Below are 22,516 nucleotides of genomic sequence, written 5' to 3'. Positions count from 1 at the left end.
TGTGTTCTGCCACGGTCAGTTCGTGATCCTTTGAGTGCATTCCTCGGGATGTAAGCCCACAGGCCGTAGCCCCGATGGTGCGTCGCAGGATGTTAGAACGGTGGCTCCTCATCACCATTGCCGAATCCAGATTGCTGTGGAGCGGAGTTCCAGGGATCGTCCATGGCCGCGTTACGGCCGGTGAATCCTTGGTTGTTTCCACCGTTTCCAGCATTCCCACCGTTGCCACCCTGGCCACCATTGCCGCCGAAGCCGCCCTGGTTACCCTGGTTTCCTTGGTTGTAACCGCCCTGGTTACCGGCGTTGCCAGCGTTTCCGCCGCCAAAGCCTCCCTGTCCACCGTTGCCAGCGTTTCCGCCGTAGCCTCCCTGGCCACCTTGGCCTCCGCGGGAGGTCTTGGTGATCTGAGCGGTCGCGAAGCGCAGGGATGGGCCGACTTCGTCGACCTCCACCTCGAAGACGTGACGGCGCTCGCCGTTTTTGTCTTCGTAGCTGCGCTGACGCAAACGTCCTGTGACGATCACGCGATCACCCTTGCTGAGGGTGTTGGCTACGTTTTCAGCGGCCTGTCGCCACACGTTGCAGGTCAGGAAGAGTGCCTCGCCGTCCACGTACTGGTTCGTTTGGGAGTCCCAGCGGCGTGGGGTGGAGGCTACTCGGAAGTTGGCTACTGCTGCACCGTTGGGGGTGTAACGCAGTTCGGGGTCTGCAACGATGTTGCCGACCACGGTGATCGGGGTGTCTCCCTGTGCCATAGTTCCTATCCTTTATGTGTGGTTTCGGGCTGTGGTGTGGTGTTGGATTCGTGCGTGTAGGCGCGTACGTGCGCGGGGCACGTGCCGTGTCTACTGGTCCTTGCGCAGAACCTTGGTGCGCATGATGGAATCGTTGATGTTCAGAACACGGTCAAGCTCTTGCACGGTAGCCGATTCGCACTTCAGGTCGAGGACAACGTAGATGCCTTCGTTCTGCTTGTTGATCGGGTACTCGAGGCGACGCTTGCCCCAAATGTCGACGTTCTCCACGGTACCGTTTTCCTTGCGGACAATCTCAAGGTACTTGTCCAGCGATGGTTGTACGGTGCGCTCATCCTGTGAAGGGTCGATGATGATCATCATCTCGTATTGACGCACGGACCTCATCACCTCCTATGGTCTAGTGTTTTTCGGCCACGCCCCGGATTGGGCATGGCAGGAGGGTCGTTGCGTCAAGCAACCCTTTCACTCTACGTGATGCTGGGGGATTTTCCAACACGACCAGGGCCCGCGACCCCACTGCGACGCACGTGACAGCCCCGTCGCCTAGGCCGCCACGAAGATCGCCAACGTGACGGGAATGATCGTCACGAAGAAGATAGCCACCACGAACAGGCTCCACACCAGCTTCGGCGGCTTCTTATAGGAGAAGGTGGCAAACGCCGCACCGAAGAAGAGGAACCCGATCAGCACGGAGGCCATCGTGAGGATCATCGTCGCATTCATGTGTTGCTCTTTTCTGTCGTGGTGACGCTGGGTGATTCTTGTTTATTTTTATCATCGACGCCCAGCCGCTCGTCCCCCATGCCCTCGTCCCACCCTGCGGCGGGGTCGTGACCGGCATGTGCGTCGCGCACGGGGTCGGGGATGCGTCCCAGCATGGTGCGGAATACCTCCACGCACATGTAGCCGATGAGAGCGATGCGGACCAGAATCATCAGATCAATGATCGCCGGTGGCGGTGCCAGGTCGTGGGGAAGGAATTGCCACATCCGCAGGTACCAAAAGACCGCTTCTACGGTGGCCCACCCAAAGATCAGCCTCCACCGCGGCAGCGCCAGGACGGCCAACGGGAGCAGCCACAGGGAGAATTGCGGCGACCAGACTTTGTTCGTCACCACGAACGCAGCCACAGCGACGAAGACCACGTGGGCCACGCGCGGACCGGGGGCGTCGGGCTTCACAGGGGCTTTGAGGAGCACCACCCAGCTGAGCGTTGCCAGGATCACGATCAGCAACGCCAGGCTCAGGGTGTTGAGGGAGTCGACGGACAGCAACCCGGTCTGCGTGAGTGTGTCGCGTCCCCAAAATTGCTCGATGATATCGGCAATCACCTGATAGATGGTGGAGCCTTCGAAGGATCGGGTGCGGGACATGCGGAAGAACTCGCCCCAGCCGTCCGGCGCGATGAGGTAGAACGGCAGATTGATCGCCACCCAGGAGCCCACGGTGCCGAGAGTCGCCAGGATCATCGCGCGAAACTGGCGATGGCGCAAACACAGCAAGCACAGGGCGCCGAAGACGAACAGCGGCCAGAGCTTGAACGCGATGCCCACACCCAGGCCAATGCCGGCGGCCAGGTGCTTGTGCCGGGACCACAGGTACAGGCCCGCCAAGCACGCGGCGATGGACAGAACATCCCAGTTGGTGAAGGCGTGGACGATCACCAACGGGCTCGCGACTACCACCACGGTGTCCCACACGCGGTTCTTGGTGAGCTTCACCAGAAAGATAATCGCGAGCATCCAGGCCACGGCCAGGATCATGCAGTTGGCGATCCAGTAGGTGGCAACCTGCGGCACGGCCGGTAGGTGCAAAAACTCCCACACGGCGTGGATGCCCCGGCCCAGATGGGCGGCCAGATACTGGTGGAGGCCCGTGAGCACCGGGTACTCCATGTAGCGAGTGTGGCCATGGTCCACCCAGGAATAGATGTAGGGGAAGTGCAGGGCGTCCAGGCCCCGCCCGTGGTAGAGCGGGATAGCGTCCGTGTAGCAGGCCGCGGTGTAGGCGCGGTTGCCCTCCCAGTCCAACGCCGGGCTTCCCCCGGCGGTAGTGGTGACCCGCAGGCAGGGGGCTTTCTGCATGTAGGCCAGGGACAGGACGAAGGAGCCCAGGGCCAGGAGGACTCGCACGGGAGTCCACCATCGGGCGCCTCCGATGGCCGCGTGGGCACCCGGAGGGCCTCCCAGGAAGGTCACGATGTCCTTGGCCATCGGTTCTGTCCGCGATGGCAGAACTCTACGCGGAGTCATCAGGGATTGAGCAGGCCGTTAACGAAGTCGCTGATGTTTCCTACGGCCTCGCCTGGGTCAGGGGCGTTAGGAGCCGGCTCAGCGGGCGCTGGGGCTGGCGCTGGAGCTTCCTCCACAGGCTGGCTGGTGGTGTCACCCGTGTTGGAGTTGGAGGAGTAGGAATCATTCGTTCCATAGCTGCTTCCGGAAGAGCTGCCACCACCGTAGGAGTTGTAGCTGGTGGATCCACTGAACTGCTCCACGGGCTGGTTGGCCAGGGCGGAGTCCATGAAGGTCTTCCAGATGTCCGCCGGCACGCCGGCACCGTACATCGTTCCGCCGTAGGCGTTACGCAGTGGCGTGTTGTTGTTCGAGCCAACCCACACAGCCGTTGCCAGCTGTGGGGTGGATCCGATCATCCACGCATCCTTGTTTTCTCCGGTGTCTCCCAGCTGGGTGGTACCGGTCTTGGCAGCCGATGGGCGTCCACCGGCCAAGGACTTGCCGTTGGAGTAGGCAGCGATGGGCTGCATCGCGGAGACCACGTCATTGGCCACATCTTCGCTCACTACCTGCTCCGGCTGTGCTGGGGAGTTATCCAGCAGCACCTCGCCGTCGGAGTTCTCCACCTTCTGCACGAAGTGCGGACGGTTGTAGGCGCCTTCGTTGGACAGGGTCGCCAGGGCGGAGGCCATGTCCAGCACACGGGACTGGTACATGCCCAGCACGATGCCTTCGTAGGGCGCGCCGCCGTTTTCCGTCAGGGTCTTGTCCATGCCGGGGAACTCGGTGGCCACACCCAGGCGGTGTGCCATGTCGGCCACATCCTGTGCGCCTCCCCGCAGGTCGCGGACCAAGCGGATGAAGGAGGTGTTCAGAGACATCTTCAGCGCCTGCGCGATGGAGCAGGTGCCACAGGATTCGCCGCCCACGTTGTTCACGGTGGTGCCATCCGTGGTCACTGGGGAGGAATCGAACAGGTCGCTCAGGCTTCCTCCCTGGTCCAGGTACGCGGCCAGGCCCATGATCTTGAAGGTCGAACCGGTCTGCAGTCCGGAGCCGGCGTAGTCCCAGCCCACGGGATCGTCGCCGCCGTAATAGGCCTTCACGGCACCGGTCTTGGGGTCGATGGACACCAGCGCGCCACGAATGTCCTCGTTGTAGTTCAGGTTGTTGTGGATCGTGTCCACGGCCTGCTGCTGCAACGCCGGGTCGATGGTGGTGGTGATCTTCAAGCCACCCGTGTTCACCTGATCCTCGGTAATGCCGGCAGCCGTGAGCTCCGCGATCACCTGAGACTTGATCAAGCCATTCGCTCCGTTAGCCACGGACTGGGTCTGCACAGTCGCAGGGTCCACAACCTCCGGGTACTTCGCGGCCGCACGGTCTGCCGAGGACATCCATCCGGAGGACTCCATGCCATCCAGCACGTAGTTCCAGCGGCGTTCAGCGTTCTCCCGGTTGATCCACGGATCCAGCGCGGATGGAGCTTGAATGGACGCGGCAAGTACTGCGCCCTCCTCCGCGGTGAGTTCCTCAACCGGCTTGTTGAAGTATGCCTTGGATGCCGCCGAGATGCCGTAGGCGCTGCGCCCGAAGTAGATGGTGTTCAGGTACGCCTCCAGGATCTCGTCCTTGGTCCACTCGCGGGCCATCTTGGAGGAGATCACCAGCTCCTTAGCCTTACGGGTGACGGAACGCTCATCGCCCACCAGCGCGTTTTTCACGTACTGCTGCGTGATGGTGGAACCACCGCCGGCGTCATCCTTGCCGGTCAGCTGGCCCAGCACCGCACGCCCGAAGCCCGTGACGGAGAAGCCGGGGTTCTTATAGAAGTCGCGGTCCTCCGCGGCCAGCACGGCGTTGCGCACCGGCGCGGGCACCTCGGACAGCTTCACATTCTGGCGATTACCCTCCGGCGGGACGATACGCGCGATCTCGGAGGTGCCGTCGTCTGCCACGATGGTGGAGATCTGGTTGTTCACCAACTCCTCTGGCTCCGGAACCTTGGTCACGGCGTACGCGGTGATGAAGGCCACGGCGGGCACAGCGATGGCCACCACCAGCAACGCGGCACAGGTTTTCAGGACGCTCGCCATGAACACGCGGTCGCGGACGCTGGCCTTCCGGCGGGTGCGGGCAGTGTAGTCGCCGGCGTTGACGGTTCGGCTACTCTGCTTCTTTTTCGCCTTCTGACCTGCCGTTTTCTTGGCATTGCTCTGAGCGTTCTTCGCCAAAGACGGTTTCTTGTCGTCGGTACTCAAACTAGTCAAGCTCCAGTTCGTGAGTTTCAGGTGTGAAGCGGTGAGAAATATGTCACTGCTGAACTCGTAGAATATCCTCCGCTAGGAGGTAATTCCACTTGCAGCCCAGACACACTTCCACAGTGTGGATGGACATTTCCTGACTGTCCGCGGATCCATCCGCCTCATCCAGGAAGGTATCAACCACGCTGCGTATTTCTCTTACATTACGCGCTGTTCCTGACTTTTCCCCCAACACAACGCCATGAATCCACCGAATCATGCGCAGCCTGTGCCGCCCGCAGACGGGACATGCCCCCGCCAGTGCGTCGCCTAGAACGTCAGCGGAGTGAAGGAGGTGGGGCTTGGCGTCGCATATATCCCGACGCCGAAGCTCACCCATCCGCAGCTGGCGCAGAACCCTGGCACGTCCTACGTCATGGCCTACATGGTGGATCGTTAACGCCCGGCGCGCGCGGTCGGACAGCAATTCAGGTAGCAACGGTACTGTGGCGCATGATCTGCTCATTATCGTCCCCTCCCTAAGATATTCTTAGGCTTCTGGCCTGCCAGTTCAGCATTATGTCAAAAATAGTGGTAGAACGTTATTAGTTAGTATCATGAGAAAACTTGAGGTAGTTTAGTTTTATGGCCACCACACCTTTGGAGATCGCAACGCGACTACGCCCCGCTCTGCTTCGTCTGTACCTGCTCTACTTCCGTCAGACGATCAACTCGCAGATCAGCCAGGCACAGCTGTCCATCCTGATGATCCTTCAGGAAAACGGCGCGATGCGCATCAACCAGATTGCAACCGCTGAATCCATCCGTATGCCTACCGCCTCCAATGCGGTGAACCAGCTCGAGAACATGGACCTGGTCACCCGCATTCGCGACGTGAGTGACCGCCGCGGTGTGCGCGTGGACCTCACGGACCGCGGTCGCGCAGAGCTGAACAACTTGGCCGTTGAGCGCAGCGAGCAGCTCGCGACCATGCTGGAAACCCTGCAGCCGGAAGAACTGGAGCAGGCAGAGCAGCTGGTTCCGCTGATCGAGACCCTGCTGACCCGCTTCACCGAGCACCAGAGCAAGAGCAAGCAGGAATCCAAGTAGGCCGCTAGGCTCCGCATGAGCAAACACTCCTCCCAGCCCTCGGCGCACAGCGCGGCTGAGTCCACCCGGCAGCGTCGGCCACTGCGTGTCCTCATGACATGGCGGCCCGACTCTCCCGGGGACGAATCCGCGCAGGTTGTTGCCTGGCTGGCGCGGACAGAACAGCTCAGCGTGCGCTCGGCCACCGTCATCTCCCGCACGTGGTCCGAGCAACCGGGTTCCCAAGAGCACACCGCGTATCAGCGATGGCTGAGCAAAGAAACCCAGGCGTGTGCCGACGCAAGCGCCCGAGCGCTGCACGACGCCGGGCTCCCCGGCTCCATGGTTGACGCCGAGACGCCCGCCATGGTGTCTGTGGATCACTCCGAGACCCAGCAGCTCATCACCTCCGCGAAGGACTTCGGCGCCGATGCCATGGTCATCGGATCTCACCCGTCCGCACCCCGTGGGCAATTCCGCATCGGCTCCACTGCCGACGCCCTGTTGCACTGCTCCCCCTACCCGTTGCTGCTCGCGCCGAAAGCGCCCCGGCTCTCCAAGCGCGGCGTGACCCGGGTGAACTGTTGCTACGTGGACACGGACCAATCACATCAGGCGCTGCGCAACGCGGCCGACCTGGCCGCCCGGTGGAACGTACCCCTCAGACTCGTAGCTTTCACGCCTCGGGGTGCCACCATGTACCCCACCCAAGTTCGCTTCGATAGCTCCTCGGACATGATGGTGGAATGGCGTGAACAGGCCCTGGCGCTCCTGGACCGGGGACGCGACCGGGCGCTGGCCCGTCACAGCCACCTCACTGTCGAAACCGCCACCGGCAGCGGCTACGGATGGTCCGGGGCAATCAATGCACTCAAATGGAAGAAGGGTGACCTTCTGGTCATGGGCTCGTCCACGTTGGGCGAGTTCAACCGAGTTTTCATCGGCCCCTCCACCAATCAAATCCTGCGCCACAGCCAGGTCCCCGTCTTGATCAGCCCGGTGTAAACCGGGTAGAAGTGAACAGTGATGTCTACCGACCCTGAATCCTCTGACCCGTCCGCTCACCGGCCACAGTCTCAATCCCGGGCGTCCCAACCACAATCACCACCAGTACCATCGCCCTACGAGATCGGGCTGGACGAAAACTTCCCACAGCAGCACGGCCGCGGTCGCGGTGGTCGCGGCGGCCGGGACGGTAGCGAACACAGTGGCAACGCGGGCAACACGGCCGCAGGCAGCAGGGGTTCGGGAAGTTCCACTCGCCCCGCAGGCCTGACCGCCGCAGAACAAGAACAGCGCAACCAGCGCTCCACGCGCCAAGCCTTCATCTACTTCTTCACCGTCCCCATTGTGGTCTTCGCCCTCGCGGGGATCGTGCTGGTGGTCTCACGCGCCACCGGCGGACCGCTCTGCGAAGCCGGCGACGCCCAATGGCTCTGCAGCCGCGGCGCCCAAATCTGGTTCAGCCTCCTGCCCGGCCTCGTGGCCATGGGCAGCGTGTTCCTCGCCGGTTACATCACCTACTACAAGTGGCGAACCCAGCAGCGCTGGCGGTGGTGGATCGCAGTCGTCTGGCTGTCCATGCCCTTTGCACTCGCATGGATCACCGGCACCGGAAGCCTACTGCTCCTCGGGCACTAGAGACAGAACTGCCGCGTTACAGCATCGACGCTTCAGCACTAATCACGCCAGTGACCGCCAACTGGTCAGCCACCAAACGGTCAACGAGGGCTTCATCAACCTGGAACCCGGCGTCGGATAACCACGTCGCCAGCATCCGGTGACCATATTGAGTCATCACGGACTCAGGATGGAACTGCACAGAATGGATCGGCAGATCACGGTGACGCATCGCCATGATCATCCCAGAATCAGAACGCGCGGTGACCACCAACTCCGGCGGAACAGTCGCCGGATCCACCGTCAGCGAATGGTACCGCGTCACCCGAAACGGACTAGGAATCCCCCGCAACACACCCGAACCATCATGCTCCACCGGCGACGTCTTGCCATGGAACAACTCATCCGCGCGCACCACATCCGCCCCGAAATGAAGGCCAATCGCCTGGTGACCCAAGCACACCCCAAACGTAGGAATCCCCCGGCGCACCGCAATCTCAATAGCGGCCATCATGCGACCAGCGGCCGCAGGCTCACCCGGACCCGGAGACAACAACAACGCCTGGAACTGGGAGACAAACGCCTCCAGCTCCTCCGTGGTCTCCCCCAACTCCGCAGCATTATTGCGCACCACAGTGCACTCATCGCCAGCGAAACCCAGCTGGCCAATGTACTGAACCAGGTTATAAACAAAGCTATCGAAGTTGTCGATGACAAGAATGCGCATGAGCCTGATTTTAGCGCGTTGCCTGAACTGCTAGAATCGCTGGGTAGACAAACCGGCTGAACTGTAGAAGAGGTCTTCATGCCAAAGCAAAAGATTAACAGCGGCGCAAGCAACTACACCGCACCCGCAGGCACCACCAGCCGCACCCCCGTAAAACTCAACGCCACCGGAACCCCACGGTGGTACATCGTCCTCATGCTGGGACTCATGATCCTCGGCCTGGCATGGCTGGTGGTCAACTACCTGGCAGGACCCTCCATCGACTTCATGGCCAACCTCGGCGCCTGGAACTACCTCATCGGCTTCGCGCTGCTGATCGTGGGGCTGTTGATGACGATGGGATGGAAGTAACTGGGCTGTCAATGGTTGGGCTGTGAGTAGCTGGGCTATTGATCCAGCTAATACAGCCCGTTCAGACCCACATACACCGCGGCAACGGACACCGTTACTGTCGCCAGCGTTGCCAACGCCAGTCGCACCGGCGACCCCTTGATGAAGGCCGTCTTGGCGATGGACAGCCAGACCGTTGGCACGCGAGCGTGGTGGTCATAAAAGATCAGCGCCAAGACCACGCCGGCGGCCAAGCCGCCCAGGTGACCCCACAAAGACACCCCGGGGATCGACAACGAAAAGCCCAAGTTCACCCCGATAAGCGCCATCGGACTGCTGAGAGGCTGACGAGTCTGCGCACTCACCGCAACCAACAGGGCACATAACGCGTACGCCACGGTGGACGCGCCGCCCACCGGAGTGTTCGGCGCGCCGTACATGCAGGCCAACGATCCGCCAGCAGCACCGGCCACGATGGCGCAGAGCATCGCAAAACCGCCATAGGTTTTCTCCACTTCCTTGCCCAGAAGGAAGATCATCAGTGAGTTCATCATCAGGTGAAAAACGTCCAGGTGAACCACAGACGCGGTGAAGATCCGCCACCACTCGTGATCCTTGGTCACAGAAATGGACGCGAAGATCAGATCCCAACCGATGCCGTGATCCAGCATCCTCACATAGTGGCCGTACTGATCAGTGACGTAGCTGAAGCCGCCCATGGTATCGGTGAGGCTTCGGGACTGCACCAGCATCACCAGGTACACGCCCAGGCACAGGAAAAGGAAAGTCCAGGTTACGGGGGCTTCCTTCACGAGGGTGCGGACAGTGGTCCGGGTGCGCTGGAGGGTACTCGGGGCGTCCGGTGTGTCCGGGGTGTTCGAGCCATGCACGGTGTGTGAACCATGCTGACCGTCCGGGGAGTCCGGGGTGTTTGGGCTGTGCTCAGGGGTCGACTGCGGCATAAATCTCATCCTAGCTAGTGTGCTGCTGCACTCCGCACCCGCACGCCCAAAAAAGTTCGACCATAACGCCAGATTTCGTGGAAAATCTGGCGTTATGGTCGAACAATGTGTGAAGGGGTAGTGGGAAGAACTACTCCTGGATCTCGATAGACTCGATCACCACGTCATCGTGCGGGCGGTCCATACGGTCGGTTGCCACACGGGAAATCTTCGCCACAACCTTCTGAGACTCAGAGTCCGTGACCTCACCGAAAATGGTGTGGCGGTTGTTCAAGTGAGGCGTAGCCGTCACGGTAATGAAGAACTGGGAACCATTCGTTGCCGGACCAGCATTGGCCATAGCCAGCAGGAATGGGCGGTCGAACTGCAGCTCTGGGTGGAACTCATCCTCAAAACGGTAGCCCGGACCACCACGGCCGGTGCCGGTTGGGTCGCCGCCCTGGATCATGAAGCCGTCGATGATGCGGTGGAAGATTGCGCCATCGTAGAACGGGCCTTCGTTGGTTCCGGAAGCGTTGGCTTCGGAGTAATCCTTGGTGCCCTGTGCCAGGCCAACGAAGTTCTCGACGGTGACAGGGGCGTGGTTTCCGAACAGGTCGATCTTGATATCGCCCTGGTTGGTGTGCATGATTGCTGTTGCAGTTTTAATACTCACGTTGTCCGATTGTACGCACTTTCCAGCCATATCGCCCACGCCGTGGTCTAGTTTTCTCTAAGATCGTATAGAGAAATAGTCACAAAATAAGACATTCACAGCGATCAAAGGCGGTAGTTCTTCATGAACCCAGCAACCCTGCGCATGGCACTCAACGCTGCGTCCACTGCACGTTCGGCGATGGGTAAGCGCAAGAAAGACAAGGATCGTCGGGAGTACGACGCCCTCGTCGAGCTCCGATCCTCCTCCCCCGATGACCCACGACGCCAGGCGGTCCTCGCCGGGTCGAAGGCTCACAACAAGGCCATTGCCGAGTACCTCCTTGCAGAAAACGATGCAGCTGAGGCGAAGAACAAGGCCGCCGCGATCGCGGAGATTAGCCGTCGTGAGCAGAAGCAGCGCGCGCAGAAGGCCAAGGCCGAGCGCAACGAAGCGGCCGCGCAGACGTCCACCAACAACTCTAAGGAGAACAACGTGTCCACCACGCTGACCAAGGCTGATAAGAAGGCCGAGATCAAGAAGGCCGTGAAGGCCCAGAAGAAGGCCAACAAGAAGGCTTTGAAGAATGCCCGTAAGCAGGCGAAGCAGCGTTTCCAGGAACTGTCCGCTGCTGCCCAGGATCGGGCTCAGGGGGTGGCGGAGAACTCCCGCGAGTTCTCTGACCAGGTTGTATCCGACGCCCACAAGCGCACCGCTGACGCTCAGGCTCAACTGAAGAAGTCCTCCAAGGATGCGAAGAAGACTTCCAAGAAGGCCAACAAGAAGCTCACGGCGCGTTCTAAGAGCTTCTTCAAGAAGGCATCGAAGGCCGGTCAGCAGCTGCGCGAGGATGCTCAGAAGACCGTGGATAAGGACGTGGCACCACGCGTATCTGCGGCTGTTGCGTCTGCTCAGGCGTTCGCCTCGGATGCTCAGAAGAACCTTCAGGACTCCGCGAAGAAGTCCCGCAAGGAGCTGAAGAAGTCCCGCAAGCAGGCCGAGAAGGCTGCCCGCAAGAACGCCAAGGCAAGCAAGAAGCGCTTCGCTAAGGCTGAGAAGAAGGTGTCCAAGAAGGCCCAGAAGGCTCAGGCAAAGCTGAACAAAAAGCAGCAGAAGAACACCGCGTGGCGCTGGGTATTTGTCCTGCTGACCGTGTTGGCTGCCGGTGGTGCGGCGTTCGCAACGCTGCGCAAGGGTAACGCTGCGCCGAAGTCCACCCCGAAGGTACAGGACTTTTCCAAGAAGGCTACGGGCGCTGCGGAGAAGGTGAAGGAGCAGGCCTCCGCCACCGCGTCGACCGCATCCGAGAAGATCGAAAAGGCTGCCGACAAGGCTCAGGAGAAGGCCAAGGAAGCTAAGGACACCGCTGCCGAGACGGCTGAGAAGGTCCAGGACAAGGCAGAGGACGCTGTGAACAAGGCTCAGGACAAGGCTGAGGACAAGCCAGCCCAGAAGCCTCAAGCCTCCAAGCCTGCTGCTCCAGCTCCGGGCGCCCCAGGTGCACCGGGCGCTCCTGGCGCTCCAGCTCCGAAGAAGGCCGACGACAAGTAGTCGCTACATCCCGGCTGCTACCTCCCACCTGAGGTAATTTGCTCCGCGAGGCGCAAGGGGTCATGATGTGCTCATGACAGTCCCCTTGCGCCTCGTTTTTCGCCGTGTCGACAGTGTCGACGGTGTCGACGGTCTCACCGGCACAAGCGCAGGCGCAACTGACCCACGCGCAGCCACAGGCGTAAGCACACCACCCCGAACCCCCGACGGCTCCGCGATCCTCCAGGCTCTATTCCCGGAAGGCCTCTCCCGCCAGCCTGGCCACGCGGCGGTGTGGTTGGACTCGTCCCTCGCCACGGCCGGCTCCGTGTCCATCATCGCGGGCACCGGCGGCCCGTTGAGTTCCCTGTTCTGTGCCGAGGCCAGCGATTCCCCGCTCACGGACAACATCTTCGATCGCGTGCGCGCTGGCCTTCGCCCGATGCGCATCCCCGAGCAGTGGCCGCATCCGTTCGCCTTGGGCTGGCTTGGTGCGTGGGGCTACGAGGCCCGTCATCATGCGCTGGGCCAGCCTGCCTCGCCCGGCGCGCGGACGTCCGATCTTCCCGACGTTGCCCTGTTGTTCGCTGATCGTGCCGTGGTCTTGGATGCTGAGGGTGCGCTGGTTGCCGTTCTTGTGGACGACGCCCAGCCTTCCATCACCCAGCGCCAAACCATGTGGCTGGACTGGGCGGTTCAGCGGCTTCGTGAGCTGTCTCTCGATCAGCGTGACACCCCAGTGCCGGCACCGTCTTCACCGGGCGCCTCCTTCGTATTCGATCAGTCCCATGAGGAGTATCTGCGCAGCATCCAGGCGTGCCAGAACTTCATCGCCGCGGGGGATTCCTATGAGGTGTGCTTGACGAACACGGCCACCGGCCCTGCCCTTCGGGAGATCTTCGCCGGGCAGGAGCACCCGGAGCTCGCGGCCTTCGTGCGCCTGCGGGCAATCTCCCCGGTTCCTTATGGCGCATTTCTGTCTTTCCCGGGGTTCAGTGTTCTGTCTGCCTCTCCCGAACGTTTCCTGCGGGTCACTCCGGACGGCCAGGTTTCTGCGAAGCCGATTAAGGGCACGAGGCCGCGGGCGACGTCGGAGGACGAAGATCGCGCTGTGATGGCCGAGCTAGCGCGCAGCGTGAAGGATCGCGCGGAGAATCTAATGATTGTGGACTTGCTGCGCAATGATCTGGGGCGTGTATGCCAGCCGGGAACCGTGCAAGTGCCGAAGATTTTCGATGTAGAGACGTATTCGCATGTGCACCAGCTGGTGTCCACGATCGAGGGTCGGCTTCGCGCGGGCCTGGGGGCTGTGGATGTGTTGGCGTCGAGTTTCCCGGGCGGGTCCATGACGGGCGCGCCGAAGATTCGCACCATGGAGATTATTGACCAGCTGGAGCGGCGGGCTAGGGGATTTTATTCGGGCGCGATTGGGTGGCTGTCGCCGAATGGTGCGGGGGATCTGTCCATCACGATTCGCACGGTGGTGGATGATGGTGTGGCGTCCACGTTTGGTGTGGGCGGTGCGATCGTGACGGATTCGGATCCGGAGGCGGAGTATCAGGAGACGTTGACGAAGGCGTCCGCGCTGTTGGAGGCGCTGGGCGCTCGCATCGAGGAGCTGTAGCGGCTACTCCGAGATCCGGTTGGACAGCGGCGCCTCGAGGTAGTCCGCCTTCACGAAGTACGTGTCGATGTAGCAGTCCTTCATGACCATCAGGTCGCTAACTTCCTCGCCGAGCCCCAGCCCGATCGGGGCGAGCTGCTGGGTGATCTGCTCGGGCGTCATGCTGGCGTCGATGGTGATGGGGAAGGTGGGCACTCCAGCCAGTTCCGGGGAGATGGTGATCTTCCGCACCACAATGTGGAAATTGCCGCTCAGGGTGGTGATCTCGCCTGGGCCGGAGGACAGGTTCATGTCCTTTATTCCTCCGACGCCGGGCATCTGTACTCGAAGGTTGTCCAACACTGCCTTGTCCGCGTCGATACGCAACGCTGGCGCAGGACCGTTGGGAGTGTTTTGTTGGATGAGGGACATCCGCACCTTGCCCTTGAGCGCGGTTGAGTCCGTCTGGATGACGTAGGTTCCGTATTGGAGGGGCATTTCGCCCTGGATATCCTCGGGTGGTGCTACGTCGATCGGGGGGTTCTCAATGAGCTCGTTGGCGTTCGGCAGAGGCAGCGCCGGTGCTGGTGGGAGCAGCTTCTCCAGTTCTGGGTTGTTCTGGGGCAGCAGATCCTCTGGCTTCGGGAGGTCCTCTGGCCTCGGCAGGGCGGGGAGGTTCACTTGAGCCTCCGCGACGGAGTCATCGCGGCCGTCCACGGCCAGCGCAGCCACAAGTCCCAGGGTGGTCAGCAGAGCCAGAACGCGCAGGCCCGGGGACTTTCCGGAGGAGGTGCCGGAATCGGTGCTCGTGTCTACGGCTGCGTCCGTGTCCACGGTTGCAGCGGAGTCAGCCTCCGAGTCAGCCCCGGAACTGTCCGGCACAACCCCGTCCGATTCGGGTTCCTCGGCGGGGGGCGCGCTGTTGGCGTCGGGTTGAGGAGATTTATCCGCAGACGTCCAGGAGAGCACCAACGCCGAGCCAATGACGGCGCACAACGTGCCCACCACAAACCCGCCGATGTTGGACATCGGCAAGGCGACGATGCCCAGCAGCATTCCCGCTACACCGGTCAGAATGCGCGTGTCCGGAGTGAACCAGGAGCACAGGCCGCACACGATCAGCAACGCGCCGATCAGCATGGTGGATACGCCAGAGATGGCGGAGATCTGAATGATGAAGTTGGACACCTCAAAGGACGCATACGCCGGGGTGAGGATAATGATGCCCGCCATTAATTGGAGCAAGCCGCCGGCGAAAGGCCTGCGGGAGCGCCACCTGGCGAAACGGCGATTGCGCTTTTTAAGGGCTGCTTTGTTGGTGTCTGCCATATCAGCACTGAGCGTCTTCGTCGTTGACAATCTTGATCTTTCCGCCTGCTGCGGTGAGTTCGTCGGCGGCCATGGAAGTCACCTTAATCTTCTGACTGATGGCCTGGATTTTATTGGCGGCAATACCCCAGGTTCCGGGGGCGGCATTGGAATCGACCTGGTGGGTGTCAATACCAATCTGTGCACCCTCCAGCTTCAGGCCACCCTGCAGGTCCTTAGCGCCGATGACCAGGTTCTTTGCCTCGAAGTTCTGGCCTGGAACCTGCATTTGGAAGGTTTTGTGTCCCATTCCCGGAACGTCCATCGGTGCGGCCATGCACACGTCCTTCACCTTCACCTTGCTGATGCGCAGGCGCGTGATGGCTTCGGTTCCATTGTGCATTTTGTCCGAGTCCGTGAACAGACTGATGTTATCGCCGTCCATCTGGCTGACTTGGAGGTTGAAGATTTGGTTGGACAATGCCAGGTGTGCGGACAGTCCGCCCTGTGCAACAGCTACTCCTGTACCAGCGGTGGCGAGCAGTCCAACGCCCAGGATTGCGGCAAATCGAGTTTTCTTAATGTGACCCATGGCATAAGAACGTACTACTGTTGGTTTTGTTTATGTGTGAAATGGGGATTTTTTCTCAAAATTTTTCAGACAAGGGGTAGCACGGGTGGTGCTGGGGCGGTGCTGTGATGGTGCCGAAGCGCACAGTGTCTCCAGCGCGGAGCGGATCTACAGATGCAACGGCAACTGCTACCGCCAAGCATGTTCAACAATCGGACGGACACAGCATGCGATCCCAAGGGCTTGGCCGTTGTGAGCGTAAGATCACTATCGCGTTCCCTAGAGAAGAACGTTACCCCCTGGGAGATCAGCTAGCTTTAAGAATTTTTCTGAGAAAGGTGCCCACATGAGTTCACTTGCAATTGGTGGCAGCTACCTCTTGGCCGCGGTCCTTGCCGGCGATGCACTGATGTCGATTAGGCCTCCGAAGTTCATCAGCCGATGCCTGAGTGGCGTCAACTTCCCTAAGGACTGGTGGTGGGCCCTCATCGGTATCAAGTCACTCGCAGCAGCAGGCCTCATTGCCGGAGCTGCTATCGGTGATGCTTCGGTCACGACAACAGTGTCTGCAGGCGTACTTGGATACTTTATCTTCGCCATCATTGCCCACATTAGGGCTGGTTTCCTCAAGCAGGAATTCTGGGTTAATTGTCTTGGCATGACGGCACTCAGCGCTGTCGTTCTCATTCTTAATGCGGCAGCAATGTAATTGAAGTGTCCCAGGTTTTGTTCCGTGTGAGTAGATGGGAAAACCTGGAGAATACCAACGAAGTGTGATCAGGACGCTAAGGACCGTATCGGGCCGGCTGAAGTTGAAGCCCCGTCGCGAGTCCACAAAAACGCGTAGACTGGCGGACACTTAGGCTGTGAGGCTGTCACCACATTGAGCCTCGCCATAGAAGAATTTTCCCACACCAGTCTCCTAGGAGGGATTAGTATATGTCCGATCAGAACAATGCCCCATCCGAAGGCAAGTGCCCTGTCATGCACGGCCCGGCGGCCGGCTCCCCTACCACCGGTAGCGAGAACCATAAGTGGTGGCCAGAGCGCCTGAACCTGCAGCTTCTGGCTCAGAATCCTCCGGCCCGCCGCCCCTTCGAGGAAGACTTCGATTACGCGGCTGCCTTCGAGTCCATTGATTACGAGGCGTTGAAGAAGGACATCAGCGAGGCTCTTGTGACCTCCCATGACTTCTACCCCGCTGACTTCGGCAACTACGGCCCCGGCGCGGTGCGCATGGCATGGCACTCCGCGGGAACCTACCGAGCCCAGGATGGCCGCGGTGGCGCTAACACGGGTCAGCAACGCTTCGCGCCTATTAACTCTTGGCCGGACAACATTCTGACTGACCGCATCCGCCGCATCCTGTGGCCGGTGAAGAAGAAGTACGGCAAGAAGATTTCTTGGGCTGACCTGATTGTTCTTGCCGGTAACGTTGCCCTGGAGGACATGGGCTTCCCGACCCTCGGCTTCGCCGGTGGCCGTGAGGATACCTACGAGCCAGAGCAGGTGAACTGGGGCCCGGAGTCCGAGTGGTTGGGCAACGCCCGTTACTCGGGAACGGAGGACTCCACCCGCGACCTGGACAACCCGCTGGCCGCTGTGCAGATGGGTCTGATCTACGTCAACCCTGAAGGTCCGGACGGTAATCCTGATCCGAAGGCTTCTGCGCACGATATTCGCGAGACTTTTGCGCGCATGAGCATGGATGACGAAGAGACCGTGGCTCTGATCGCTGGTGGACACACCTTCGGTAAGACGCACGGCAATAACTCCCCTGATGTGATCGGCCCAGAGCCAGAGGCTGCTCCGCTGGAGCACCAGGGCATCGGCTGGCGTGGCCCGGTGGGCAATGACACCATGGGCGGCGGCCCAGAGGTGACGTGGACCTACCACCCCACCCGTTGGGACAATGAGTTCTTCCACATTCTCTACGGCTACGAGTGGGAGCTGATGGAGTCCAAGGCCGGCGCGAAGCAGTGGCGCCCCATTGATGGTGGCGGCTCCGATATGGTGCCGATGGCTCACGGTGACGGCCGCATTGAGCCACGCATGCTGACCAGCGATTTGGCGTTGCGCTACGACCCTGAGTACGACAAGATTTCTCGCCGTTTCAAGGACGACCAGGCGGCGTTCACGGATGCGTTCGCCCGCGCGTGGTTCAAGCTGATCCACCGCGACTTGGGTCCGAAGGCACGCTACGTTGGACCGGAAATTCCTGAGGACGAGTTCGACTGGCAGGATCCTGTGAACCCACCGGCACACGTTCCTTCCGAGGATCAAGTGGCCCAGTTGAAGGAGGCGATCGCTCGCGCTGTGGATGAGTCCACCGTAACGATTGGCGAGTTGGTGACCACGGCGTGGGCTGCGGCGTCCTCCTTCCGCATCACGGACTTCCGCGGTGGCGCTAACGGTGCGCGCCTGCGTTTGGCCCCTCAGAAGGATTGGGAGGTCAATAAGCCGGAGGAGCTGGCGACCGTGCTGGACAAGCTGGAGGCTATTCAGAACGACGCCGGCGTGGACGTGTCCTTCGCAGACCTGTTGGTCCTGGCTGGTGGCGTGGGTGTGGAGCTAGCTGCCAAGGCAGCTGGCCACTCCATTACTGTGCCGTTCACTCCGGGTCGTGGTGACGCTACCCAGGAGCAGACGGACGAGCAGTCCTTCAAGTACATGGAGCCCATCGCCGATGGTTTCCGTAACTACAACAGCGGTAAGTCCGCCCTGCCTGCGGAGCACCTGCTGATTGACCGCGCTGCGTTGTTGAACCTTACTGTTCCGGAGATGACGGTGCTGGTCGGTGGCCTGCGTGTGCTGGGCACAAACCACGATGGCTCTGCCGATGGCGTGTTCACCAGCAACCCTGGCCAGCTGAGCAACGACTTCTTCGTGAACTTGTTGGACATTGACACCACCTGGACCCGCGTGGACGATGGTGCCCCAGAGTCTAACGCCCGCTACGAAGGTACAACTGCGGACGGTACTACCTACACGGGTACCCGCGTGGATCTGGTCTTCGGCGCTAACTCCGAATTGCGTGCCATCGCGGAGGTCTACGGCGCGGACGATGCCGCTGACAAGTTCCTCGAGGACTTCGTGGCGGCATGGGTCAAGGTCATGGAAGCAGACCGCTTCGACCTTCACCGCTAGGAATCTGCGAGAAGGCTGCTAGGCCTGTGCCTCCGGGGCCAGCTCGTACGTTGTCGTGCGGTGGCCCTGGCCGCCGTGCCGAATGATCGCGCCAGCGGCCAACAGTGGTTTAAGCGCGTAGCGCACCTGGTTTTCCTTCAATCCGGCTTGGTGCGCAAGCTCCCGCAGCGTGAACTCGCGCGGCAACGTGCGCGCCGCTGCCAGGATTGCCGGTGAGTTCTTTGCCATTCCATAGTGCAGCTGGCCAGATTGTGCCTGATCCGATCGCGGCCGGGGATCTTGCGCTTGACGGGACGTGGTACCCGTCGGCTCTGTCCAGGTGGATGCTGGGTTGGATGGCGTCGTCGCGCGTCGGCGAGGGACATCGACACGGAAGAATTCGACGGTCACCTTCACGCCTGTGTCGGTGATTTTTGGGCGAGGCAAGCCAGCGTCTTCCATGGCAGCAAACATGGCCCGCACTCCACCGCCTTCGCCCTCGATGATGCGGCGGCCACGATCATCCACGAGCTCCTTGGCGATCCTGTACAGGCGTTGGTTGACCTCAACGCGCGTAAACTCCCTGCTTTCTAGCTGAGATGTGGACAGCGCTTTCAGGCCACCGGGGCTGCTAATGGTTAAGCGATCTGGCAGCAGCCGAACGTCAATGGACTTACCCAGTTCCACGGTGTTCGGCCCCAAGTCACGGTGAATCAAGGCATTGGACACGGCCTCGCGGATGGCGTGCAACGGGATCTCTGGCTCATCAACCATGTGCCCATCGGCTCGGTAAACCTGTCGCGTGGTGATGTTTCGAGAAATCCAATTCATGGTCTGGCTCAGCAATTCGCTCACAGAACCATGGAACGTTTTCAAGTTTGATGTGCGAGCTGCCTCTCCAGTTCTGTGCCGCACAGCGGCTGTCACTGCTAACGCCGGATACTCGCCCTGCGGAAATGTTCCCAGACCGTACAGCCCTGCGAGTGTGAGTTCACCATCGGGAGTTATGGCTTTGATGAGGCGCAGCACCGACTCATCGTCTTCGCGCGACAACTGCTCAATGGAGCTTTTAATGTCAGGGATGAAGCGCTTCAGCACCGCTGGATTAAGATCGTCGACGCTGCTCAGAGGCACAGGCCGGGAATCATACATCGCCTCTTCAGAAGCGTGCAGCTTTGCGACCTCTATCATTCTCAGCTCAGGTTCTGGAATGGCATAGTCTCCGTCTGCTTGGCGCAGATAGGCCACACCCTTGTAACGCGCGGGCTTATCCACCGCTCCCAGGCCATTGACATGCACAATGACTACCGATACACCGGATACTGTCACAGTGTGAATGTCAATGACCGGAGCTGGCACCACAGTTTTATGAGTTTGACTTGCAACTGCCGCTTCCATGTCCGCAGGATTATCCACCCCTGTGATGGAAAAATTAGTGCGCTCATCCACACCAAGAATGATCGTGCCACCTTCGGGCATATTGGCAAAAGCGCAGGTAGTGGCAGGTAAATTCTTGGGCAACCCGCCCTGCGCCCGCTTCACTTCCACGTCGGCGCGATCGCCACCGTGGGCGCGGAGCCCCTCCAGAAGCTCGAGCAATTGATCCGATCGGATTATCTTGGCTGCCATACTTACTCATTATACTGTCACAGTGTGAAAGTTTAAATATGTAAAACGCAAGATGCCCCTCCCACACTGACACTTTCAAAGCCTGTTCCCCCACAAACGGGGCACGTTCACCAGGCTCATCACACCATTTTGTCATCAAAATCTTAAATATGGCACATGGAAACCACTGGCGTTCTACTGTGTAGCCATGTCAGAGCAACAACGACCACTCGCGGATAGCACCGAACGCTATGACGCGATCATCATCGGAGCGGGCACCTCCGGTCTCAACGTTGCCCGTGAACTCTCCCGCGCAGGCTGGAACTGCCTGGGGCTCGAAGCCGGAACGCGTTACAATCGCCACACCTACCCCACAAAGGAAGCCTATGGCTCCAGCCAGATGTATTGGGGCGGCGGCATTGAGCTGAACACGGAAGCCTCGCTGGCTATCCTGCGCCCCAAGGTTGTCGGCGGCGGCTCGATCCTGAACCAGGCGCTGATGGACCGCTTCGACGAGGTAGCGTTTAGCTCCTGGCGGGATAAATCCGGCGTGACATTCCTCAACGAGGACGACCTGGATCCGTACTACACCCGCGCCGAGGGCAACATGGCCCTGCAGACCGTGCCGGAGGACAACCGCAATAAGAATGCGGAGTTCTTCGCCAAGGGCTTCGAGGCCAACGGCTACGAGTACGCGCCGTTGCGCCGCGCCCAGGCTGATTGCCATTTCGAGCACGGAAACTGCTGCATCGAGTGCCTGTCTGGGTGCCGTATCGATTCCAAGCAGTCCACCGCCGTGACCGCCCTGCCCGTGGCCGAGGCCTATGGCTTCACCCTCCAGGATCGCACCGAGGTCCGCACCATCAGGGAGCGTTCGGATCATGTGGAAGTGACCGCTGTGGTGGGTGGCCCTCTGGATGCGCAGCAGACGGTGACGTACACCGCCACGCGCGTGGTGCTGGCGTCGGGTGCGATTGGCAACTCCGCGTTGCTGCTGCGTTCCGGTTACGGGCGGCGGCTCCCCGCGCTCGGCCGTCATTTCTATTCTCACCCGCAATATATGAACGTGGGAATATACGACGCCCCGGTTCGCGCCTTTGAAGGGCCTCTCCAAAATTACAAGTCCAATGACCCCGGATTCCGCCGGCAAGGTTATAAGTTGGAGAATGTCTTTGCGGGCCCTGCTTCTATTGCACTGCTCATGCCTGGTTTTGGCGCCGATCACCAGCACGTCATGGATCAGTACGAAAATATGGGCTGCGTGGAGGTCTGTATTCGGGACACCAATCCCGGGCAGATCACGATCTCTCGAAAGGGCCAGCCGATCATTAAAAAGTCGCTGAATAAGGAAGACCAGCGGCGCGTGAAGGCCGGTAAGGATGCGATCCGTAACCTCTTCCATTCCACGGGGGCGCGGGAGATCATCGAAGGCGAAATGGGTATTGGTCTTCACCTGATGGGTGGACTGTGCATCGGTACCAGTCAAACACGCTCCGTGGTGAATCCTGGTTTCCAGTTGCATGGGTCCAAGCGGATTTTCGCGGCGGATTCGTCCATCTTCCCGAATGCTCCGGGTATTAATCCGGCGCTGACCATTATGTCCCTGTCTCTTATGGCCAGCGAAGTCATCCTGGCGGAGAGCTAACAGCACAGAGATTACACCGGAAGGCTAATTCCATGAGCAACGACTATTCTCTTAACGCGACACAACTCAAAGGCCTGAACCGCCTGGGTGACCTGGTGATTCCTGGTGGGCATGGGTATCCCAGCTTTTCTGAATCCCGGGCGGCTCGGGGCATCGACGGGATGTTGCCCTACATGTACGCGGGCGATCGTGATCCCTTGAAGGGTTTGCTCTTTGCCTGTGCGTATCTTCCCCGGCCGGTCATCACAGCACTGTTGACGATGGTGGCGGCGCATGCCAAGGTTCCGGGCCCACTTGCTGCTGTGTTTCGGCTGGCGCATGTGGGAATTAAGGGCATTGTGCATTCGCTGTATTACTCAGATTTACAGGTGGGGGGAACGCCGAGTATTCACCAGCGGCTGCGCTATAACCCGGTGATGAATGTCGAGGCGTATGAGCAATACCTTGCCGAAAATGCAGAAGAAGCCGCCACCGCTGGTCAGGTCGCCGCTAACCATGCCGGCACCGCTGGAGAAGAGGAGAAGTAAC

Annotated in this window: 22 protein-coding genes; 10 read left to right on the top strand and 12 right to left on the bottom strand. The window is 60.4% G+C overall.

Features of this window, described 5'->3' with window-relative positions:
- Positions 1–92: 92 nt before the first annotated feature.
- The 6 genes from GC425_RS09465 to GC425_RS09975 form a co-directional block, all read right to left on the bottom strand.
- A complete protein-coding gene (locus GC425_RS09465; protein ID WP_151844849.1) occupies positions 93–755 on the bottom strand; it encodes a single-stranded DNA-binding protein in 663 nt (220 codons plus the stop codon).
- A gap of 90 nt (positions 756–845) precedes the next feature.
- Entirely contained in the window at positions 846–1,142 is a 297-nt protein-coding gene (gene rpsF, locus GC425_RS09460) for a 30S ribosomal protein S6 (RefSeq protein ID WP_187767922.1), read from the bottom strand.
- 159 nt (positions 1,143–1,301) lie between these two features.
- A complete protein-coding gene (locus GC425_RS09455; protein ID WP_151842788.1) occupies positions 1,302–1,481 on the bottom strand; it encodes a hypothetical protein in 180 nt (59 codons plus the stop codon).
- Positions 1,478–3,010, bottom strand: a complete 1,533-nt coding sequence (locus GC425_RS09450) for a glycosyltransferase family 87 protein (protein ID WP_151844848.1) — start codon at positions 3,008–3,010, stop codon at positions 1,478–1,480. The genes GC425_RS09455 and GC425_RS09450 overlap by 4 nt, the downstream gene beginning before the upstream one ends.
- Positions 3,010–5,088 carry a transglycosylase domain-containing protein gene (locus GC425_RS09445; protein WP_151844919.1) on the bottom strand — a complete coding sequence of 693 codons (2,079 nt, stop codon included), beginning with the start codon at positions 5,086–5,088 and terminating at the stop codon, positions 3,010–3,012. Before GC425_RS09445 ends, GC425_RS09450 begins: the two co-directional genes overlap by 1 nt.
- Positions 5,089–5,305: 217 nt before the next feature.
- Positions 5,306–5,635, bottom strand: coding sequence for a DUF5318 family protein (locus GC425_RS09975; protein WP_374707650.1), 330 nt, complete (start codon positions 5,633–5,635; stop codon positions 5,306–5,308).
- Between the two features lie 245 nt (positions 5,636–5,880).
- On the opposite strand from GC425_RS09975, the gene GC425_RS09440 reads away from it, so the two are divergent.
- The 3 genes from GC425_RS09440 to GC425_RS09430 are packed head-to-tail and all read left to right on the top strand — an operon-like array spanning position 5,881 to position 7,965.
- Positions 5,881–6,345 carry a MarR family winged helix-turn-helix transcriptional regulator gene (locus GC425_RS09440; RefSeq protein WP_151842791.1) on the top strand — a complete coding sequence of 155 codons (465 nt, stop codon included), beginning with the start codon at positions 5,881–5,883 and terminating at the stop codon, positions 6,343–6,345.
- 15 nt (positions 6,346–6,360) lie between these two features.
- A complete protein-coding gene (locus GC425_RS09435; RefSeq protein ID WP_151842792.1) occupies positions 6,361–7,329 on the top strand; it encodes a universal stress protein in 969 nt (322 codons plus the stop codon).
- A 21-nt stretch (positions 7,330–7,350) separates the two neighbouring features.
- Entirely contained in the window at positions 7,351–7,965 is a 615-nt protein-coding gene (locus tag GC425_RS09430; protein WP_151844847.1) for a hypothetical protein, read from the top strand.
- Positions 7,966–7,981: 16 nt separating this feature from the next.
- Here GC425_RS09430 and GC425_RS09425 read toward each other — a convergent pair whose 3' ends face one another.
- Positions 7,982–8,671, bottom strand: a complete 690-nt coding sequence (locus GC425_RS09425; RefSeq protein WP_151844846.1) for an aminodeoxychorismate/anthranilate synthase component II — start codon at positions 8,669–8,671, stop codon at positions 7,982–7,984.
- Positions 8,672–8,749: 78 nt separating this feature from the next.
- Here GC425_RS09425 and crgA point away from each other — a divergent pair, with 78 nt between their 5' ends.
- On the top strand, positions 8,750–9,022 hold the full coding sequence (gene crgA / locus GC425_RS09420) for a cell division protein CrgA (RefSeq protein ID WP_151842795.1): 273 nt from the start codon (positions 8,750–8,752) through the stop codon (positions 9,020–9,022).
- A gap of 47 nt (positions 9,023–9,069) precedes the next feature.
- On the opposite strand, the gene GC425_RS09415 is transcribed toward crgA, so the two are convergent.
- Together GC425_RS09415 and GC425_RS09410 are read right to left on the bottom strand one after the other, a co-directional pair.
- On the bottom strand, positions 9,070–9,963 hold the full coding sequence (locus tag GC425_RS09415; RefSeq protein WP_192930439.1) for a rhomboid family intramembrane serine protease: 894 nt from the start codon (positions 9,961–9,963) through the stop codon (positions 9,070–9,072).
- A 130-nt stretch (positions 9,964–10,093) separates the two neighbouring features.
- Positions 10,094–10,648: a peptidylprolyl isomerase gene (locus tag GC425_RS09410; protein ID WP_187767919.1), complete on the bottom strand. Its 555-nt coding sequence runs from the start codon at positions 10,646–10,648 to the stop codon at positions 10,094–10,096.
- A gap of 93 nt (positions 10,649–10,741) precedes the next feature.
- Here GC425_RS09410 and GC425_RS09405 point away from each other — a divergent pair, with 93 nt between their 5' ends.
- Positions 10,742–12,148, top strand: a complete 1,407-nt coding sequence (locus GC425_RS09405; RefSeq protein ID WP_192930438.1) for a hypothetical protein — start codon at positions 10,742–10,744, stop codon at positions 12,146–12,148.
- Positions 12,149–12,221: 73 nt separating this feature from the next.
- On the top strand, positions 12,222–13,751 hold the full coding sequence (gene pabB / locus GC425_RS09400) for an aminodeoxychorismate synthase component I (RefSeq protein WP_151844844.1): 1,530 nt from the start codon (positions 12,222–12,224) through the stop codon (positions 13,749–13,751).
- Between the two features lie 3 nt (positions 13,752–13,754).
- Here pabB and GC425_RS09395 read toward each other — a convergent pair whose 3' ends face one another.
- Positions 13,755–15,059, bottom strand: a complete 1,305-nt coding sequence (locus GC425_RS09395) for a DUF6114 domain-containing protein (RefSeq protein ID WP_151844843.1) — start codon at positions 15,057–15,059, stop codon at positions 13,755–13,757.
- A 1-nt stretch (position 15,060) separates the two neighbouring features.
- Positions 15,061–15,630: a DUF6230 family protein gene (locus GC425_RS09390; protein WP_151844842.1), complete on the bottom strand. Its 570-nt coding sequence runs from the start codon at positions 15,628–15,630 to the stop codon at positions 15,061–15,063.
- A gap of 325 nt (positions 15,631–15,955) precedes the next feature.
- Between GC425_RS09390 and GC425_RS09385 the strand changes: the two genes are divergently transcribed.
- Positions 15,956–16,318, top strand: coding sequence for a DoxX family protein (locus GC425_RS09385; RefSeq protein ID WP_151844841.1), 363 nt, complete (start codon positions 15,956–15,958; stop codon positions 16,316–16,318).
- Between the two features lie 230 nt (positions 16,319–16,548).
- The gene (gene katG / locus GC425_RS09380) at positions 16,549–18,756 is read left to right on the top strand and encodes a catalase/peroxidase HPI (protein WP_151844840.1); all 2,208 of its coding nucleotides are present in this window, start codon (positions 16,549–16,551) and stop codon (positions 18,754–18,756) included.
- Between the two features lie 18 nt (positions 18,757–18,774).
- Here the strand turns inward: katG and GC425_RS09375 are convergent, their stop codons facing one another.
- Positions 18,775–20,364: an ATP-binding protein gene (locus tag GC425_RS09375; RefSeq protein ID WP_151844839.1), complete on the bottom strand. Its 1,590-nt coding sequence runs from the start codon at positions 20,362–20,364 to the stop codon at positions 18,775–18,777.
- Positions 20,365–20,551: 187 nt separating this feature from the next.
- Here GC425_RS09375 and GC425_RS09370 point away from each other — a divergent pair, with 187 nt between their 5' ends.
- Together GC425_RS09370 and GC425_RS09365 are read left to right on the top strand one after the other, a co-directional pair.
- On the top strand, positions 20,552–21,988 hold the full coding sequence (locus GC425_RS09370; protein ID WP_151844838.1) for an FAD-dependent oxidoreductase: 1,437 nt from the start codon (positions 20,552–20,554) through the stop codon (positions 21,986–21,988).
- Positions 21,989–22,020: 32 nt separating this feature from the next.
- The gene (locus GC425_RS09365) at positions 22,021–22,515 is read left to right on the top strand and encodes a hypothetical protein (protein ID WP_192930437.1); all 495 of its coding nucleotides are present in this window, start codon (positions 22,021–22,023) and stop codon (positions 22,513–22,515) included.
- The last annotated feature ends 1 nt before the right edge of the window (position 22,516 follow it).

Source organism: Corynebacterium sp. zg254 (assembly GCF_024701495.1).
Taxonomy (GTDB): domain Bacteria; phylum Actinomycetota; class Actinomycetes; order Mycobacteriales; family Mycobacteriaceae; genus Corynebacterium; species Corynebacterium zhongnanshanii.
This window is presented reverse-complemented; position numbering and strand designations above follow the sequence as displayed.

Coding starts and splice junctions, on each gene's coding strand:
- GC425_RS09465 (WP_151844849.1), bottom strand. CDS start 755: ATGGCACAGGGAGACACCCCGATCACCGTGGTCGGCAACATCGTTGCA.
- rpsF (WP_187767922.1), bottom strand. CDS start 1,142: ATGAGGTCCGTGCGTCAATACGAGATGATGATCATCATCGACCCTTCA.
- GC425_RS09455 (WP_151842788.1), bottom strand. CDS start 1,481: ATGAATGCGACGATGATCCTCACGATGGCCTCCGTGCTGATCGGGTTC.
- GC425_RS09450 (WP_151844848.1), bottom strand. CDS start 3,010: ATGACTCCGCGTAGAGTTCTGCCATCGCGGACAGAACCGATGGCCAAG.
- GC425_RS09445 (WP_151844919.1), bottom strand. CDS start 5,088: ATGGCGAGCGTCCTGAAAACCTGTGCCGCGTTGCTGGTGGTGGCCATC.
- GC425_RS09975 (WP_374707650.1), bottom strand. CDS start 5,635: ATGGGTGAGCTTCGGCGTCGGGATATATGCGACGCCAAGCCCCACCTC.
- GC425_RS09440 (WP_151842791.1), top strand. CDS start 5,881: ATGGCCACCACACCTTTGGAGATCGCAACGCGACTACGCCCCGCTCTG.
- GC425_RS09435 (WP_151842792.1), top strand. CDS start 6,361: ATGAGCAAACACTCCTCCCAGCCCTCGGCGCACAGCGCGGCTGAGTCC.
- GC425_RS09430 (WP_151844847.1), top strand. CDS start 7,351: ATGTCTACCGACCCTGAATCCTCTGACCCGTCCGCTCACCGGCCACAG.
- GC425_RS09425 (WP_151844846.1), bottom strand. CDS start 8,671: ATGCGCATTCTTGTCATCGACAACTTCGATAGCTTTGTTTATAACCTG.
- crgA (WP_151842795.1), top strand. CDS start 8,750: ATGCCAAAGCAAAAGATTAACAGCGGCGCAAGCAACTACACCGCACCC.
- GC425_RS09415 (WP_192930439.1), bottom strand. CDS start 9,963: ATGCCGCAGTCGACCCCTGAGCACAGCCCAAACACCCCGGACTCCCCG.
- GC425_RS09410 (WP_187767919.1), bottom strand. CDS start 10,648: ATGGCTGGAAAGTGCGTACAATCGGACAACGTGAGTATTAAAACTGCA.
- GC425_RS09405 (WP_192930438.1), top strand. CDS start 10,742: ATGAACCCAGCAACCCTGCGCATGGCACTCAACGCTGCGTCCACTGCA.
- pabB (WP_151844844.1), top strand. CDS start 12,222: ATGACAGTCCCCTTGCGCCTCGTTTTTCGCCGTGTCGACAGTGTCGAC.
- GC425_RS09395 (WP_151844843.1), bottom strand. CDS start 15,059: ATGGCAGACACCAACAAAGCAGCCCTTAAAAAGCGCAATCGCCGTTTC.
- GC425_RS09390 (WP_151844842.1), bottom strand. CDS start 15,630: ATGGGTCACATTAAGAAAACTCGATTTGCCGCAATCCTGGGCGTTGGA.
- GC425_RS09385 (WP_151844841.1), top strand. CDS start 15,956: ATGAGTTCACTTGCAATTGGTGGCAGCTACCTCTTGGCCGCGGTCCTT.
- katG (WP_151844840.1), top strand. CDS start 16,549: ATGTCCGATCAGAACAATGCCCCATCCGAAGGCAAGTGCCCTGTCATG.
- GC425_RS09375 (WP_151844839.1), bottom strand. CDS start 20,364: ATGGCAGCCAAGATAATCCGATCGGATCAATTGCTCGAGCTTCTGGAG.
- GC425_RS09370 (WP_151844838.1), top strand. CDS start 20,552: ATGTCAGAGCAACAACGACCACTCGCGGATAGCACCGAACGCTATGAC.
- GC425_RS09365 (WP_192930437.1), top strand. CDS start 22,021: ATGAGCAACGACTATTCTCTTAACGCGACACAACTCAAAGGCCTGAAC.